The 13976-nt window shown below is 69.0% G+C and carries 13 protein-coding genes; 9 read left to right on the forward strand and 4 right to left on the reverse strand.

Translation table 11 applies throughout. The features are described 5' to 3' along the window. From Q7T09_RS01805 to msrA, 3 genes are all read left to right on the forward strand, one after another. Positions 1-168: CoA-transferase (locus tag Q7T09_RS01805; protein ID WP_304697291.1), on the forward strand; the 168-nt coding region annotated here is incomplete at its 5' end. Continuing rightward, the gene (locus tag Q7T09_RS01810; protein ID WP_304697254.1) at positions 168-815 is read left to right on the forward strand and encodes a 3-oxoacid CoA-transferase subunit B; all 648 of its coding nucleotides are present in this window, start codon (positions 168-170) and stop codon (positions 813-815) included. The genes Q7T09_RS01805 and Q7T09_RS01810, both read left to right, overlap by 1 nt. 53 nt (positions 816-868) lie before the next feature. Next, positions 869-1444: a peptide-methionine (S)-S-oxide reductase MsrA gene (gene msrA / locus Q7T09_RS01815; RefSeq protein WP_304697255.1), complete on the forward strand. Its 576-nt coding sequence runs from the start codon at positions 869-871 to the stop codon at positions 1442-1444. A gap of 146 nt (positions 1445-1590) precedes the next feature. Here msrA and Q7T09_RS01820 read toward each other — a convergent pair whose 3' ends face one another. Further along, positions 1591-3153, reverse strand: coding sequence for a glycosyltransferase family 39 protein (locus tag Q7T09_RS01820; protein ID WP_304697256.1), 1563 nt, complete (start codon positions 3151-3153; stop codon positions 1591-1593). A 223-nt stretch (positions 3154-3376) separates the two neighbouring features. Here Q7T09_RS01820 and Q7T09_RS01825 point away from each other — a divergent pair, with 223 nt between their 5' ends. The 5 genes from Q7T09_RS01825 (at position 3377) to aguB (ending at position 10558) form a co-directional block, all read left to right on the forward strand. Beyond that, a complete protein-coding gene (locus Q7T09_RS01825; protein WP_304697257.1) occupies positions 3377-6754 on the forward strand; it encodes a TonB-dependent receptor domain-containing protein in 3378 nt (1125 codons plus the stop codon). Between the two features lie 281 nt (positions 6755-7035). Then, on the forward strand, positions 7036-7848 hold the full coding sequence (locus tag Q7T09_RS01830) for a helix-turn-helix domain-containing protein (protein WP_304697258.1): 813 nt from the start codon (positions 7036-7038) through the stop codon (positions 7846-7848). A gap of 65 nt (positions 7849-7913) precedes the next feature. Further along, positions 7914-8387, forward strand: a complete 474-nt coding sequence (locus Q7T09_RS01835; protein WP_304697259.1) for a nuclear transport factor 2 family protein — start codon at positions 7914-7916, stop codon at positions 8385-8387. A gap of 282 nt (positions 8388-8669) precedes the next feature. Next, positions 8670-9680 carry an agmatine deiminase family protein gene (locus tag Q7T09_RS01840; RefSeq protein ID WP_304697260.1) on the forward strand — a complete coding sequence of 337 codons (1011 nt, stop codon included), beginning with the start codon at positions 8670-8672 and terminating at the stop codon, positions 9678-9680. Continuing rightward, positions 9680-10558 (forward strand): N-carbamoylputrescine amidase, encoded by an 879-nt coding sequence (gene aguB / locus Q7T09_RS01845; protein ID WP_304697261.1) that lies wholly within the window; start codon positions 9680-9682, stop codon positions 10556-10558. Before Q7T09_RS01840 ends, aguB begins: the two co-directional genes overlap by 1 nt. Positions 10559-10676: 118 nt before the next feature. Here aguB and Q7T09_RS01850 read toward each other — a convergent pair whose 3' ends face one another. Next, positions 10677-11471: a phosphatase PAP2 family protein gene (locus Q7T09_RS01850; RefSeq protein WP_304697262.1), complete on the reverse strand. Its 795-nt coding sequence runs from the start codon at positions 11469-11471 to the stop codon at positions 10677-10679. A gap of 55 nt (positions 11472-11526) precedes the next feature. Further along, positions 11527-12411 carry a MaoC/PaaZ C-terminal domain-containing protein gene (locus Q7T09_RS01855; RefSeq protein WP_304697263.1) on the reverse strand — a complete coding sequence of 295 codons (885 nt, stop codon included), beginning with the start codon at positions 12409-12411 and terminating at the stop codon, positions 11527-11529. 194 nt (positions 12412-12605) lie between these two features. On the opposite strand from Q7T09_RS01855, the gene Q7T09_RS01860 reads away from it, so the two are divergent. Beyond that, the gene (locus Q7T09_RS01860) at positions 12606-13406 is read left to right on the forward strand and encodes a SapC family protein (protein WP_304697264.1); all 801 of its coding nucleotides are present in this window, start codon (positions 12606-12608) and stop codon (positions 13404-13406) included. Positions 13407-13530: 124 nt separating this feature from the next. Here Q7T09_RS01860 and Q7T09_RS01865 read toward each other — a convergent pair whose 3' ends face one another. Then, a complete protein-coding gene (locus Q7T09_RS01865) occupies positions 13531-13923 on the reverse strand; it encodes an acyl dehydratase (RefSeq protein WP_304697265.1) in 393 nt (130 codons plus the stop codon). Between the last annotated feature and the right edge of the window lie 53 nt (positions 13924-13976).

Consider the following 13976-nt stretch of genomic DNA (forward strand, 5'->3'; position numbering starts at 1 on the left):
ACGGCCGGCAAGGCCACCGTCGTCGAGGTCGAGCAGCTGGTGGCGATCGGGGCGCTGGACAGGGACAACATCCACACGCCGGGCATCTTCGTCGACCGCCTCTTCAAGGGCGCGGTGTTCGAGAAGCGCATCGAGCGCGTCACCACCCGCGTCAAGGAAGCTGTCTGATGGCCTGGACCCGCGAAGACATGGCCGCCCGCGCGGCCCGTGAGCTGCAGGACGGCTTCTACGTCAATCTCGGCATCGGCATCCCGACGCTGGTGGCCAACTACATCCCCACCGGCATGACCGTCACCCTGCAGAGCGAGAACGGCATGCTGGGCATGGGCCCCTTCCCCTATGAGGGGGAGGAGGACGCCGACCTGATCAACGCCGGCAAGCAGACCATCACCGAGCTGCCGGAGAGCTCCTACTTCTCCAGCGCCGACTCCTTCGCCATGATCCGCGGCGGCCACATCGCGCTCTCGATCCTGGGCGGCATGCAGGTGTCGGAAACCGGCGACCTGGCCAACTGGATGGTGCCGGGCAAGGTGGTGAAGGGTATGGGCGGGGCCATGGACCTGGTGGCCGGGGTCAAGCGCGTCGTCGTGGTCATGGACCATGTGGAGAAGTCCGGCGCGCCCAAGCTGCTCACCGCCTGCACCCTGCCGCTCACCGGCGCGCGGGTCGTCGACCTGCTGATCACCGACCTGGGGGTGTTCGACATCGCCCGCGGCAAGTCGCCCCTGACGCTCACGGCCCTGGCCGACGGCGTCACCCTCGAGGAGATCACCGCCAAGACGGAAGCCAGGTTCGAGGTGGCCCTGGCGGGGTGAAACCTCCGGGCTCCCCCTTGCGTATGTCCCTCTGAGACAACCAAGGTAGAGCCATGAACAAGCCTCTCTTCGCCGCCGTCGGCGCCGCCGTCCTCCTGCTGGCCGGATCGGCCCCGGCGGCCGGCCCCCTGAAGACCGCCGTCTTCGCGGGCGGCTGCTTCTGGTCGGCCGAGCACGACATCGAGCACGCCAAGGGGGTGAAGGACGTCGTGGTGGGCTATGCCGGCGGCGCCTCCACGCGTCCCACCTACCAGGACCACGAGGGCCACCTGGAGGCCATCCAGGTCACCTACGACCCCAGCCAGACCAGCTATTCCCTGCTGGCGGCCAACTTCTTCCACCACATCGATCCCACCGACCCGGACGGCCAGATCTGCGACCAGGGCCCGTCCTACCGCACCGCGGTCTTCGTCGACGGCCCCGCCGAGCGCGCCGCCGCGCAGGCCATCAAGGCCCAGGTGGCCAAGGAGCTGGGCAAGCCCGTGGCGACGCAGATCCTGCCCGCCGGCGCCTTCCACATGGGCGAGGCCTACCACCAGGACTATGCGAAGAAGAACCCCATGGCCTACGCCCGCTACCGCATGGGCTGCGGCCGCGACGCGGCGCTGAAGGCGGTGTGGGCGCGCTGATCTCTTCTCCTCTCCCCGTTCAGGGGGAGAGGATGGGTGAGGGGGCGCGCAGCAAAGCTGCGCGTCACGACGCCGGAGCAATAACGGGACTTCAGAAAGAGCCCTCACCCTGCCCCCTCCCGCAAGCGGGAGAGGAAGAAGCGTCGCTACTCCGGCCTCGTCACCTTCGGCGCCGGCGGCTGCCCCGTCACCGGGTCCCTCGGCAGGGGGGCGAACCCGTCCCCGAGGAACAGTTCCGTCCGCCGCTTGCGTTTCCTGTCCAGCATCACGCTGCGGATCTCGCGGTCCGAGACGGCCTTGAAGTCCTGGGCCATCTCGTCGCGATAGACCAGGTCCAGGCTGGCGGCCAGGACGTGGGCGCCGGTGGCCGGTGTCAGGGGATCGGTGGTCTCGGCCTGGTTCTGCGGATGGGCCTCGCGCACCCACATCCTCAGGGGCGGGGCGCCGGGGCCGGCGAAGAACTCGCGCCCGTAATAGGCGCTGGCGTTGAACAGGAAGCGGTCGTCCACCGCCACCGCGGTCAGGCCCGGCTCCGCCGCCGCCCGCTCGGTGATGCCGCGCACGGTCTGCTCCCAGCCCTTGGCCCGCTTGAAGGCGTTGGCCGCCCCCATTTTCTCGGCCAGGGGCGGGCTCACCACGCAGGCCAGGAACAGGGCCGCGATCAGGGCCTGGGTCCCGACCGCCGCGATCAGCCACCCCTTCGCCCGCCAGCGCATCAGCCAGGCGGCGACCAGCACCGAACCGGCCACATAGCCCGCCCCGGACCAGTTGGCGTTGGCCCGGCTGATGAAGGCCTGGAAGGTGACGATCAGCAGCGGCGGGATGGAGAAGCACAGCAGGGTCAGGTCAGCCGGCGTCAGGCGCTTGCGGACCGCCAGCAGCAGGCTCCCGCCGATCAGCACCGCCAAGGGGATCGGCCCGAACACCCCGAACTGGGAGACGACGAACTCGCCCAGCTCGGGCAGGTTGAACAGCTTGCGCCCGCCCCAGGCGGCGTTGGCCGCCGTGTGCTGCACGGTGGAAAATCCGTGGGCGGCGTTCCAGGCCAGGTTGGGCGCCAGGATCAGCAGGAAGGCCGCGAGCGCCGCGCCCGCCGTATCCCAACTCCAGACCGTCCGGGCCTCGCGGCTGATGGCCAGGTGCAAGCCGAGCCCGATCAGGGCGTAGACCGCCGCGTACTTGGAGAGGAAGGCGAGCCCCACCGCCGCCCCGAACCCGGCGGCGATCCACAGCCGGCCGCGACCCTCCGCCCTCGGAAGCTCCACATAGGCCAGGAGCGCGAGGCTCAGATAGAAGAGCAGGATGGCGTCGGTGGCCATGGCGAGCGCCGAGATCTGCACCCCCGGCATCAGGGCGTAGAGGGCGGCCGCGGCGAACCCGACGGCGGGCGAATAGAGCCGCCGGCCGATCCCGAACACCGCCAGGGTCGCCCCCAGGTGATAGAGCGGGGCGGCCAGCCGCACCCAGGCCTCGCCGTTCCCGCCGATCGCCGTCGTGGTCCAGATGGTCCAGGCGATCATCGGCGGCTTGGAATAGTAGCCCCAGTCCAGGGTTCGCGACCAAAGCCAGTACTGGGCCTCGTCGGGATAGAGCTCCAGGGGGGTGACGAAGAGGGCGACCAGCCGCGCCGCCGTCAGGCCGAGCGCCAGCAGCAGGGCGCCTCGCCATTGGGCGCCGGCTCCGGAGGCGGACAAAGCGTTATCGGACAAGCGATCCATCCTGGTTTCGGCGGCGGACGGTGGCGCGGCGCGGGCGCCCTGTAAAGGACGATGCGTGTCTTTCACGCAGCACTTGCGCGGCTTGAAGCCGCCGTAACAAAAGCGTCACCCATCAACACAATTTTAGCGCTATAGCGTGAGCCAGACGCCGAAGGGGGCTGGGCAAGCGATCCCCGCACGGCACGATGGATAGGGGATCTTCCAGATGACTTCGATGAAACGCCTCGCCGGCGGCGCGGCCCTGAGCGTACTCGTGTGCGCCATGTCCAGCGCCGTCTACGCGCAGGAAACCACCTCGGCGGTGGGCGGCGCCATTGTCGACCAGAGCGGCGCGCCCGTTCGCGGCGCCAGCGTCGCCATCGTCCACACGCCTTCCGGCACCCGGTCCCAGACCGCCACCGGCCCCGACGGCAGCTTCGACGCCCGCGGCCTGCGCCCGGGCGGTCCCTACACCCTGACCTTCACCGCGCCGGGCTATGAGGCCAAGAGCCTCACCGGCGTGAACCTGGTGGTCGGCGGCAACCAGCGCCTCGACGTCAACCTCCAGGCCCAGGACCTGGTGGACGAGTTCGTCGTCACCGCCTCGCGCGACGTCACCGCCAACAACACCAGCCGCAAGACCGTGCTGGACGCCTCCGACGTCGAAAGCGTCGTCTCCATCACCCGTGACGTCCGCGACCTGGCCCGCCGCTCGGCCCTGGTCAGCCAGAACACCCGCGGCGACAGCGGCATCTCCATCGCCGGCTCGAACCCGCGTCAGAACCGCATCACCATCGACGGCGCCACCGCGGTCGACAACTACGGCCTCAACACCGGCGGCACGCCGACCCGGCGCGGCCCGGTCGTGCTCGACGCCGTCGAGCAGTTCACCATCGACGCGGTCCCCACCGACGTGGAGAACGGCGACTTCCAGGGCGGCGCCCTGGACGTGGTGCTCAAGGCCGGCGGCAACGACTTCCACGGCTCGATCTTCACCAACTATCTCAATGACGGGATGCAGGGCGACTCGATCCGCGGCGCGCCGGTGAGGAACGCGATCAGCCAGACCAACTACGGCGCCTTCCTGTCCGGCCCGATCTGGAAGGACAAGGTCTTCTTCGCGGTCTCCTACGAGCGTTACGAGTCCTCCGACCTGACCTCCACCGGCCCCACCGGCCAGGGCTACCAGAACAGCATCAACGGCGTCACCCAGTCGACCATCGACACCGTCACCAACATCTTCAACACCCAGTACGCCTCGAAGTTCGACGTCGGGAAGATCGCGCGCACCAAGCCGATCGTCGACGAGAAGTACGCGGCCAAGCTGGACTGGAACATCACCGACCGTCAGCGCCTCAGCCTGACCGCGCGCTACGCCCTGTCGGAGGTCACCCAGCGCACGAACCTCAGCCGCACCTCCGCGGGCCTGGACTCCTCCTGGTACCTGACCGGTGAAGAAGACTACTCCTATGTCGGCGAACTGAACTCCGACTGGACCGACAACCTCCACACCCAGATCCGCGTCACCTATCGCGACTACGAGCGTCGTCAGCTGCCGCCCTCGGGCCAGAACTTCGCCGACATCAGCGTCTGCACCTCGCCCACCAGCATCAATTCCGGCGGCGACAACCTGACGAGCTGCGGCTCCACCTCGGTCGTGCGCTTCGGCCCCGACGAATTCCGCCAGGCCAACAGCCTGGCCACCGAGACCTTCCAGATCCAGGCCAAGGGCGAATATTCGCTCGGCGACAACCTGATCAAGTTCGGCTATCAGCTGAAGAAGCAGAACATCAACAACCTGTTCGTGCCCACCAGTGACGGGGTCTACTACTTCGACTCCATCGCCGACTTCACCAACGGCACGGCCGGCCAGCTGCGCTACGGCAACTCCGTCGGCGGCAAGACGGTGGAATCCTCCGCCGCCGTCCTGGAATACATGGTTCACAGCCTGTACCTGCAGGACGCCCTGGCGGTCACCCCGGACCTGAACATCACCGCCGGCTTCCGCTACGACTGGTACGTCAGCGACTCGACCGTGGTTCCCAACACCAACTTCCTGGCCCGGAACAAGTTCAGCAACCAGTCCACCTATGACGGCCGCGGCATCATGCTGCCGCGCGTCAACTTCGACTGGAAGCCGACCCAAAGCCTGAAGATCAGCGGCGGCGTCGGCCTGTTCTCCGGCGGCGTTCCCGACGTGCTGATCGGCAACTCCTACGGCAACGGCAATGGCATCTCCACCTCGGGGATCCAGATCCAGCGCACGGCCACCGGCTTCCAGGACATCTCCGGCACCCCGGGCTTCACCCCGGCCATCGGCGCCGCGGCCCTGAACATCAACAAGGCAGACGCCACCTTCGGCTACGACATCCCAGCCGCGGTCATCGCCTTCCAGGGCGGCAGTGTCGCCTCGCCCCTGGCGGAAGTCTCGGCCCTGTCGCCCAACTACCAGCTGCCCTCGGACTGGAAGGCCTTCCTCTCGGCCAACTGGGACACCCCCTGGTACGATATTCGCCTGGGCCTGGACGTTGTGGGTTCCAAGACCCGCGACGGCATCCTGATCCGCGATACCCGCGCCCAGCCGCTGATCGTCAACGGCGCCATCGCCCGCACCCCGGACGGCCGCGTCCGCTACGACGCCATCGGGTCCTCGACCTCGGCCACCGCGGCGGCCCGCGCGGCCTTCAACGTCACCTCGCAGAACCCCGGCTCGTCCAACCGCGACCTGGTGGTGTTCAACGACGGTGCTGGCCGTGGTCTCACCGTGGCGGTCTCGGCCAGCAAGTCCTTTGACTGGGGCCTGGACGTTCGCGGCTCCTACACCCACTCCGACATCAAGGACCGCAGCTCGTCGCTGCGCTTCGCCTCGACCCAGAGCTCGCTCTACGGCGGCATCGCCGGCGATGACGCGAACGGCGCGGCCTACGGCACGTCCTTCGACTCCATCGACCACGCCTTCAAGTTGGACGTCTCCTACGCCCACAAGTTCTTCGGCGACAACGAGACCCGCGTGACCCTCTTCGGCGAACGCCGCTCGGGCCGCCCGACCTCCTTCGTGATGTCGGACGCCAGCTCCGGCCGCAGCCCGGTGTTCGGCGTCAACCGCGGCAACTTCCTGCTCTATGTGCCGAAGATCACCGGTGAAGTGTCCAGCCCGACCGACCTCGACGTCGGCCTGGTCACCTTCGACAGCGTCGCCACGCGCGACAACTTCCTGGCCGCGGTCACTCAGTTCGGGATGACCGAGGGCGCGGTGCAGGAAAAGGGCTCCTTCACCAACCACGACGTCACCCAGGTGGACCTGCAACTCTCGCAGGAACTTCCCTCGCCGATCTCGGGCCACAAGTTCCGGCTCACCCTCGACGTCCAGAACCTGCTCAACCTGATCAACGACAAGTGGGGCATCGTCGACGAGTACTCCGACACCAACCGCGTGGTCAGCGTGGCCTGCGCCGACGCTTCCGGCGCGGCTGTGACGACCTCCTCGGCCAACCCCTTCGCCTGCAACCGCTACCGCTACTCCAGCTTCCAATCGAGCTCGACCCAGCGGAACCTCGACACCGGCGGCAAGTCGCTCTGGACCGTCCAGGTCGGCCTTCGCTACGAGTTCTAGTCCTCGCGGCGACCTCGCTTTCGCGGAAAGGGCGGCCCTCCCGGGCCGCCCTTTTTCGTTGCGGGGGAATGAATTCCTCCCCCAACGGGGGAGGGGGACCGCGCAGCGGTGGAGGGGGCTAGGGCCGTGCCGATCCAACGGTCCAAGCCCCCTCCGTCTCGCGGCCTTCGGCCCCGATCCACCTCCCCCGAACCGGCCTTCGGCCTGGGGGAGGAACCAGGGGACTCGGACCCTCCCCCCACCTCGACAATCCCCGCCCCGCTTCCTAGGCTCGGCCCCGCATGGCGCGGATCACCCCCCTCTGGAGCTCGGCGGAGCTGACCGTCTATCGGTTCGACCACCCGGTCGAACACGAGGACCAGCCCTTCTGCGCGCGCTCCGACGCCTACCGCGCCAGCTTCGTGGAGGAGGGGACCTTCGACCTGGAGATCGGCGAGGGGCGCTGGCGGGTGGAGCCCGGCGACGTGATGCTCAGCCATCCGGGCATGGCCTTCCGCTCGGCCTTCCAGGGGACGGGGTTTTCCGACACCTGCCTGTCCATCGTCTACCAGGCGGCCAATGACGACGGCTTCGACCGCGCCGGCAGCTGGGCCGCCGCCGGACGCCCGGTGCTGCGGGCCAGCAACCGCCTGCGCTACCTGCGCTGGGGCCTGGCCCGGGCCGTGGACGAGGGCGCGCCGATGTTCGCCGAATACTGCGCCACCGAGATCTTCCAGGCGCCGCCCCACCTCGAGCCCACGGCCCTGTTCAGTGAAAAACGCTTCGCCTGGTACGTCGAGCGGGTGCACCACGTCCGCGACCGGCTGGACGCCGAATTCGCCGAGCCCTTCAGCGTCGCCGACCTGGCCCGTTCGGTGGGGATGAGCCTGTTCCACTTCAGCCGGGTCTTCACCGAACTGGCCGGGGTCCCGCCCCACCGCTACCTGCTCAAGGCCCGGCTGAAGGCCGCCCGCGCGATGCTGAGCCAGGGGCGCAGCGTCACCGAGACCTGCTACGCCTGCGGCTTCAACAACCTGTCCCACTTCAGCCGCAGCTTCGCCCGCCGCTATGGCGCGGCGCCCTCGGCGATCGCCCGGGGAAGTTTGGCAGGATAGTGCAAGCCGCCCGCGGCTTGGCTCGGCTAGGTCGGCCCCTATCAAGCTCGACGATAGGAAGCCCCATGAAACCCGCCCTCTACCCCCTGTGCGCCCTGCTGGCCATCGGCGCGGCCCCCGCCCGCGCCGCGCCCGACCAGGACCGCGCCGCCGTCGCGGCCCTCGACACCGCCTACCAGGCCGCCGTGGAGCGCAACGACGCCGCCGCCATGGCCCAGATCCTCCACCCGCGGATGATCCTCATCACCGGCGACGGCGGGGTCCATACCGGCGAGGACCTGCTGGCCCTGGCGCGGACCCGCGAGGTCGCCTTCGAACACCAGGTGGAGGACGAGGGCACCCAGACCGTGCGCCTCTACGGCCCCGACACCGCCATCGTCACCGCCCGCCTGTGGCTGAAGGGCGTCCGCGGCAGCCGCGCCTTCGACCGCCGCCTCTGGTTCAGCGACACCTATGTCCGCACCCCGCAGGGCTGGCGCTACGTCTTCGGCCAGGCCTCCACCGACCTGCCCGCCGCCGTGGGCGCGGGACCGGGGTAGGGACGGCGTCCCAGCTTCACCTCCTCGCCCCCGCTTGCGGGGGAGAGGTGCTGACCTCCAGATCCTCCCCCAGCGCGCAGCGCGATGTGGGGGAGGTGGCGCGCACCGAAGGGGCGTGACGGAGGGGGATCAACGTAGTTGACCTCTTCGACCCCAAAACAAGGGTCAAAGTCCCCCTCAGTCAGCTTCGCTGACAGCTCCCCCAGGAGGGGAGCATCTAGGCGCCGCTTGACGAACCTCTCCCCACCGCCCATTTCGCGCAGCCAACCACAAGGGCCGCCGATGACCGTGATCGTTCCCGCCGAATGGGCGCCCCACCGGGCCATGTGGCTGGGCTTCCCCAGCCATGAGGAGCTGTGGGCCGAAGACCTCGCCCTGGCCCAGGCCCAGGTGGGGGCGCTGGCCCGCGCCCTGGCGGGTCCAGGCCGCGAGCGCGTGCGCCTGATGACCGGCTCCCCCGAGGGCGAGGCGGCCGCCCGGGCTCAGCTCGGCGACGTGGCGGGGATCGAGATCGTGCCCGGCCGCTTCGGCGACATTTGGCTGCGCGACACCGGCCCGATCTTCGCCAAGGGCCCGGCCGGCGATGAGGCGCGCGGCTTCCGCTTCAACGGCTGGGGCGGCAAGTACGAGATGGAGGGCGACGACACCGTGGCCGCCCAGATCGCCACGGCCAGCGGCGCCCCGCTGATCCAGCAGGAGATCATCCTGGAGGGCGGCTCCCTGGATCACGACGGGGCCGGCACCATCCTCACCACCGGCCAGTGCCTGCTCAACCCCAACCGCAATCCCGGCTGGACGGCGCAGGCCGCCGAGGCCGAGCTCGCCGCCTCCTTGGGCGCCCGCAAGGTGCTCTGGCTGGGGGACGGCCTGGCCAACGACCATACCGACGGCCATGTCGACAACCTCGCCCGCTTCGTGGCGCCGGGCGTCGTGGTCTGCCCGGTGGCCTGGGGCCGGGGCGACGTCAATGTGGACGCCTATGACGCCTGCGCGCGCGACCTGTCGGCCATGACCGACGCCGAGGGCCGCAAGCTGAAGGTGGTCCGCGTCCCCTCGCCGGGCTGGATCGAGAGCCACGAAGGCGGGGCGGCGCCGGCCAGCCACATGAACTTCATCATCGCCAACGGGGCGGTGGTCATGCCCACCTATGACGGCGACCCGCGCGCCGCCGAGCTGGCCCTGCAGGTCCTGCAGAGCCAGTTTCCGGACCGCCAGGCCATCGCCCTGCCCTCGGACGCCATCCTCACCGGCGGCGGATCCTTCCACTGCATCACCCAGCAGGAGCCCGCCTGATGGCCCGCACCCTGACCGTCGCCGCCCTGCAGACCTCCTACGGGATGGACCTGGACGCCAACATCGCCAAGACCGCCGACCTGATCCGCCAGGCCGCCGACCAAGGCGCTCAGGTGATCCTGCCGTCGGAGCTGTTCCAGGGCCCCTATTTCTGCGTGACGCAAGAAGAGCGCTGGTTCGCCCAGGCCCATCCGTGGCGCGAACACCCCTGCGTCACCGCGCTGGCGCCGCTGGCCGCCGAACTCGGTTTGGTCCTGCCCATCTCCATCTTCGAGCGGGAGGGGCCGCACTACTTCAACTCGCTGGTGATGGTCGACGCCGACGGGTCGCCGATGGGGGTCTATCGCAAGAGCCACATCCCCGACGGGCCGGGCTATCAGGAGAAATACTATTTCCGCCCCGGCGACACCGGCTTCAAGGTCTGGGACACCCGCTTCGGGCGCATCGGCACGGGGATCTGCTGGGACCAGTGGTACCCGGAGGCGGCGCGCGCCATGACCCTGATGGGCGCCGAGATCCTGCTCTATCCCACCGCCATCGGGTCCGAGCCGCACGACGACACCCTCGACACCGCCGCCCCCTGGCGGCGCGCCATGCAGGGCCACGCGGTCTCCAACGTCATCCCGGTGGTGGGCGCCAACCGCATCGGCTTCGAGCCGTGGGAGAACTATCCGAACGGCGGCCAGGCCTTCTACGGCTCGTCCTTCATCGCCGACCATCGCGGCGACCTGGTGGCCGCCCTTGGCCGGCAGGAGGAGGGGGTGCTGAGCGCCAGCTTCGACCTGGACTTCCTGGCCGCCCACCGCGCCGCCTGGGGCTTCTTCCGCGACCGCCGCACCGATCTCTACGGTTCGCTGGTCAGTCCGCGCCCTGTCTGACGGTCACTTGTCGGCACATGTCGGTCGGTTCGTCGGCCGGAAAACCCTTGTGGGCTAAGGCCTCGCGGCGTGCGCGGCGAAAAGGCCGAATCCTCCATCCGCGACGGCCAACATGTTGTCAGGCCGGGCAGCTCATCGCCGGCGCCCTGGCCAGTTCCTTGCGCGCCGCGGCCAGGTCCCTCTGGAACTCCGGGTCCCCGTGCAGCCGCGCCACCATGGCCGAGGCCAGGGTCCGGCCGGCCTCGATGTCGCTCTGGAAGTGGACCCCGCAGATCACCCGGCTATCCCCCACCGCCCTGCCCGCCGCCATCAGCCCGTCGGCCTTGGCCGGCTCCAGTTCGCTGAGGATCAGCCCCCAGGACCAGCCCACCATGGCGTGGCCCGAGGGGTAGGAGGCGTTGGTCTTCATCCAGTCCTCGCGGGGCACGCAGATCTGCTGGCTGTCGCCGATCATCGGCCGCAGCCGGCCATAGTGGTTCTTGGCCGGCGTGCCGATGGTGCGGACGTCGAGCTCGATCCGGTGCAGCAGCTGGTAGAGCACCGGGGTGGCCTTGGGCCCGATCTCCTTGCCGGCCGCGCAGGCATAGCCCTTCAAGGCCCCGCCGGCCCAGATGTCGTTGTCGGCGATCGCCTGGGTCCAGCGGGCCGAGCCGGCCATGGACCGGGTCTCGTTGTACTGGGCCCGGTCGGCCTGGCCGCGCAGGCTGGCCTCCGCCGGCGGCGGGCCCAGCAAGGCCGCGCCGTCGAGGGCCGCAGGGCTCAGATAGCCGGAGAGCTTGGTGGGGATGGGGCCGGCGGCCGAGCTCGGCGAGACGTTCTCCGGCGCCTTGCCGGAGAGCTGCGGGAGCATGGCGCAGGCGGCCAGCGACAGGGCGGCGGCCGCGACCGCGAGGGGGCGAAGTCCTTGGATCATAGGCCTTCTTTAGAGCGGTTCCCCGGTGGGGGGAACCGCTCCGCAGAGGCGTCTTTTAGGCGCGCAGGACGGTCAGGCCGTTCTTGATCACCGTGGCGCCGCGTTCCTTCACGCGGGCCTCGAAGGAGATGTTCTTGCCGTCCTTCCAGAGGTCCACCGTGATGATGTCGCCCGGGATCACCGGGGCCGAGAAGCGGGCCTGGTGGCTGAGAATCTGGTCGGGGTCGAAGCCGGTGATGGCCTGCAGCACCGCGCGGCAGGTGATGCCGTAGGTGCACAGCCCGTGCAGGATCGGCCGCTGGAAGCCGGCGCGCTTGGCCACGTCCGGATCGGAGTGCAGCGGGTTGCGGTCGCCGTTCAGGCGGTAGAGCAGGGCCTGGTCCTCGCGGGTGGTGAAGTCCACCGACAGGTCGGCCTTGCGGGTCGGGACCACGTGGGGTTCCGGGGCGCCCTCCGACGGGCCGCCGAAGCCGCCATCGCCGCGGGCGAAGGTAGAGCCGGTCAGGGTGGCGACCTTCTCGCCCTTGTCGTCGCGCCAGATGGTCTCGTTGATGATCACCGCCCCCTTGCCCTCGCCCTTGTCATAGGCGCCGACGGTGCGGCCCTCGGCGGTGAAGGTCCCGGTGGCGGGCAGGGGCTTGTGGAGCTCGACCTTCTGCTCGCCGTGGACGACCATCAGGAAGTTGATCTGGCTGGGGCGGTGGCCGGCCGGCATGGCCGGGGCGGCGGCGCCGGCGGCGCGCGACAGGGCGGCCAGCACCGTGGCGGCGGTCGGGATAACCTTCAGGTTCTTCTCATAGACGAAGGCCAGTTCGTCCTCGTTCATGGGGTCCTGCCCCATGCCGACGCCGAGCGCGTAGAGCATCACGTCCTTGTCGCGATAAGTGAATTCGCGGGCCGGGGACTTTTGGTCGAGAATATCGGGATAAAAGATCGCCATTGAAAATATTTCCTCCGCTATGCGGTCCGTTGGTATCCGCAGATTGAAGCGGTTCAGCCTGCCCTAAGCAAGCGGCGAGCGAGCGCATTTGCCGCCCCCCGTCCGATCGGGTAGAAGCGCGGACCCTGCGAAGACGGGTCATTTGAAAACCCGCTCGCACCTTTCTTTCGCGCCCAGGACATCGAAGGCATTTCATGGCGACCGACACCCAGCCCGGCACGGGCGGCCAGATCACCGGCAACGTTCTGTTCTATTCCAGGCCGGAACCGCTGACCCCCGACCTCCACAAGACCCTCGGCGTCAAGCGCATCGACGGCCCCTTCGGCTTCGCCAAGGCCGGCCACGCGATCCCGCTCACCGTCACCGAATTCCCCCTGGCCGCCGTCTCGGGCCCGATCATCTTCGTCGGCGACGACAAGATGCCTCTGGCCGTCATGGGCCTGAACGCCGGGGACAACATGTTCGTCCAGGACAACGGCATGTTCGAGTCCGGCGTCTACATCCCGGCCTATATCCGCCGCTATCCCTTCGTCTTCGCCAATGACGACAAGGCCCAGCAGATGGTGCTCTGCATCGACCGCGCCGCCGAGTTCATCGTCGAGGGCGGCGACATGGCCTTCTTCGACGAGAAGGGCGAGCCGACCGAATACACCAAGAGCTGCATCCAGTTCTGCAACGACTACGAGGTCGAGCGTCAGCGCACCCAGGGCTTCATCCAGATCCTGAAGGACAACGACCTCTTCGAACTGAAGACCGCCAACCACACCCCGATGAACGCCGACGGCAGCGCCGGCGAGCCCCAGAAGATCGCCGAGTACTTCGGCGTCTCGGAAGACAAGCTCAACGCCCTGTCGCCCGAGAAGCTGGCGGAGCTGCGCGACAACGGCGCGCTCGGCCAGATCTACGCGCACCTGGTGTCGCTGGTGGGCTGGGACCGGCTGATCGCCCTGGCGATGTTCCGCGCCTCGCAGGTTCCTCAGGCGGCCAACGCCTGATCTGAAGACCATTTGGACGGCGACGCGGCGGGCTCGAAAGGGCCCGCCGTTTTCTTTGAGAGCTTCTTGGTCTGTCGCGTGACGGGCGCCTGAACCGGTTCCCACTTCAGGCTGTCACGCTCCGTCAGCGGGCGAAGACGCTGCGGGTCAGGCAGGAGAAGACCAGGCGCCCGGCCTCGTCCAGCAGGTCGTGTTGGGCGATGATGATGCCCTTGCCGTCGCCGACCGGATCCTTGCCCATCACCGTCATCCGGCCACGCAGGGTCTCGCCGGCGGGCGGATTGCGGGCCCAGCGCAGGGCGTCGACCCCCAGGCGCTTGGTCTGGGGCCAGTTGATCACCGAGGCGGCGTCCAGCCGGGTCCAGATGGCGAAGACCATGGCGTCGGGGGCGCCGCGCTCGGCCGGCCAGCCGGGGGCGAAGGCGGCGATGAAGGCTTCCAGGGCGCGGGCGTCCACACGCACCTCGCCGAGATAGACCACCTGACCGATCTCGATCTCGTCGAAGGGGGCGGGCACGTAACTCTCCTGCGGCTCTGGCCGAACTGATTCGTCGATGATGGAGCGCGCCG

This window comes from Phenylobacterium sp. (assembly GCF_030645195.1).
Lineage (GTDB): Bacteria > Pseudomonadota > Alphaproteobacteria > Caulobacterales > Caulobacteraceae > Phenylobacterium.

Coding starts and splice junctions, on each gene's coding strand:
- Q7T09_RS01810 (WP_304697254.1), top strand. CDS start 168: ATGGCCTGGACCCGCGAAGACATGGCCGCCCGCGCGGCCCGTGAGCTG.
- msrA (WP_304697255.1), top strand. CDS start 869: ATGAACAAGCCTCTCTTCGCCGCCGTCGGCGCCGCCGTCCTCCTGCTG.
- Q7T09_RS01825 (WP_304697257.1), top strand. CDS start 3,377: ATGAAACGCCTCGCCGGCGGCGCGGCCCTGAGCGTACTCGTGTGCGCC.
- Q7T09_RS01830 (WP_304697258.1), top strand. CDS start 7,036: ATGGCGCGGATCACCCCCCTCTGGAGCTCGGCGGAGCTGACCGTCTAT.
- Q7T09_RS01835 (WP_304697259.1), top strand. CDS start 7,914: ATGAAACCCGCCCTCTACCCCCTGTGCGCCCTGCTGGCCATCGGCGCG.
- Q7T09_RS01840 (WP_304697260.1), top strand. CDS start 8,670: ATGACCGTGATCGTTCCCGCCGAATGGGCGCCCCACCGGGCCATGTGG.
- aguB (WP_304697261.1), top strand. CDS start 9,680: ATGGCCCGCACCCTGACCGTCGCCGCCCTGCAGACCTCCTACGGGATG.
- Q7T09_RS01850 (WP_304697262.1), bottom strand. CDS start 11,471: ATGATCCAAGGACTTCGCCCCCTCGCGGTCGCGGCCGCCGCCCTGTCG.
- Q7T09_RS01855 (WP_304697263.1), bottom strand. CDS start 12,411: ATGGCGATCTTTTATCCCGATATTCTCGACCAAAAGTCCCCGGCCCGC.
- Q7T09_RS01860 (WP_304697264.1), top strand. CDS start 12,606: ATGGCGACCGACACCCAGCCCGGCACGGGCGGCCAGATCACCGGCAAC.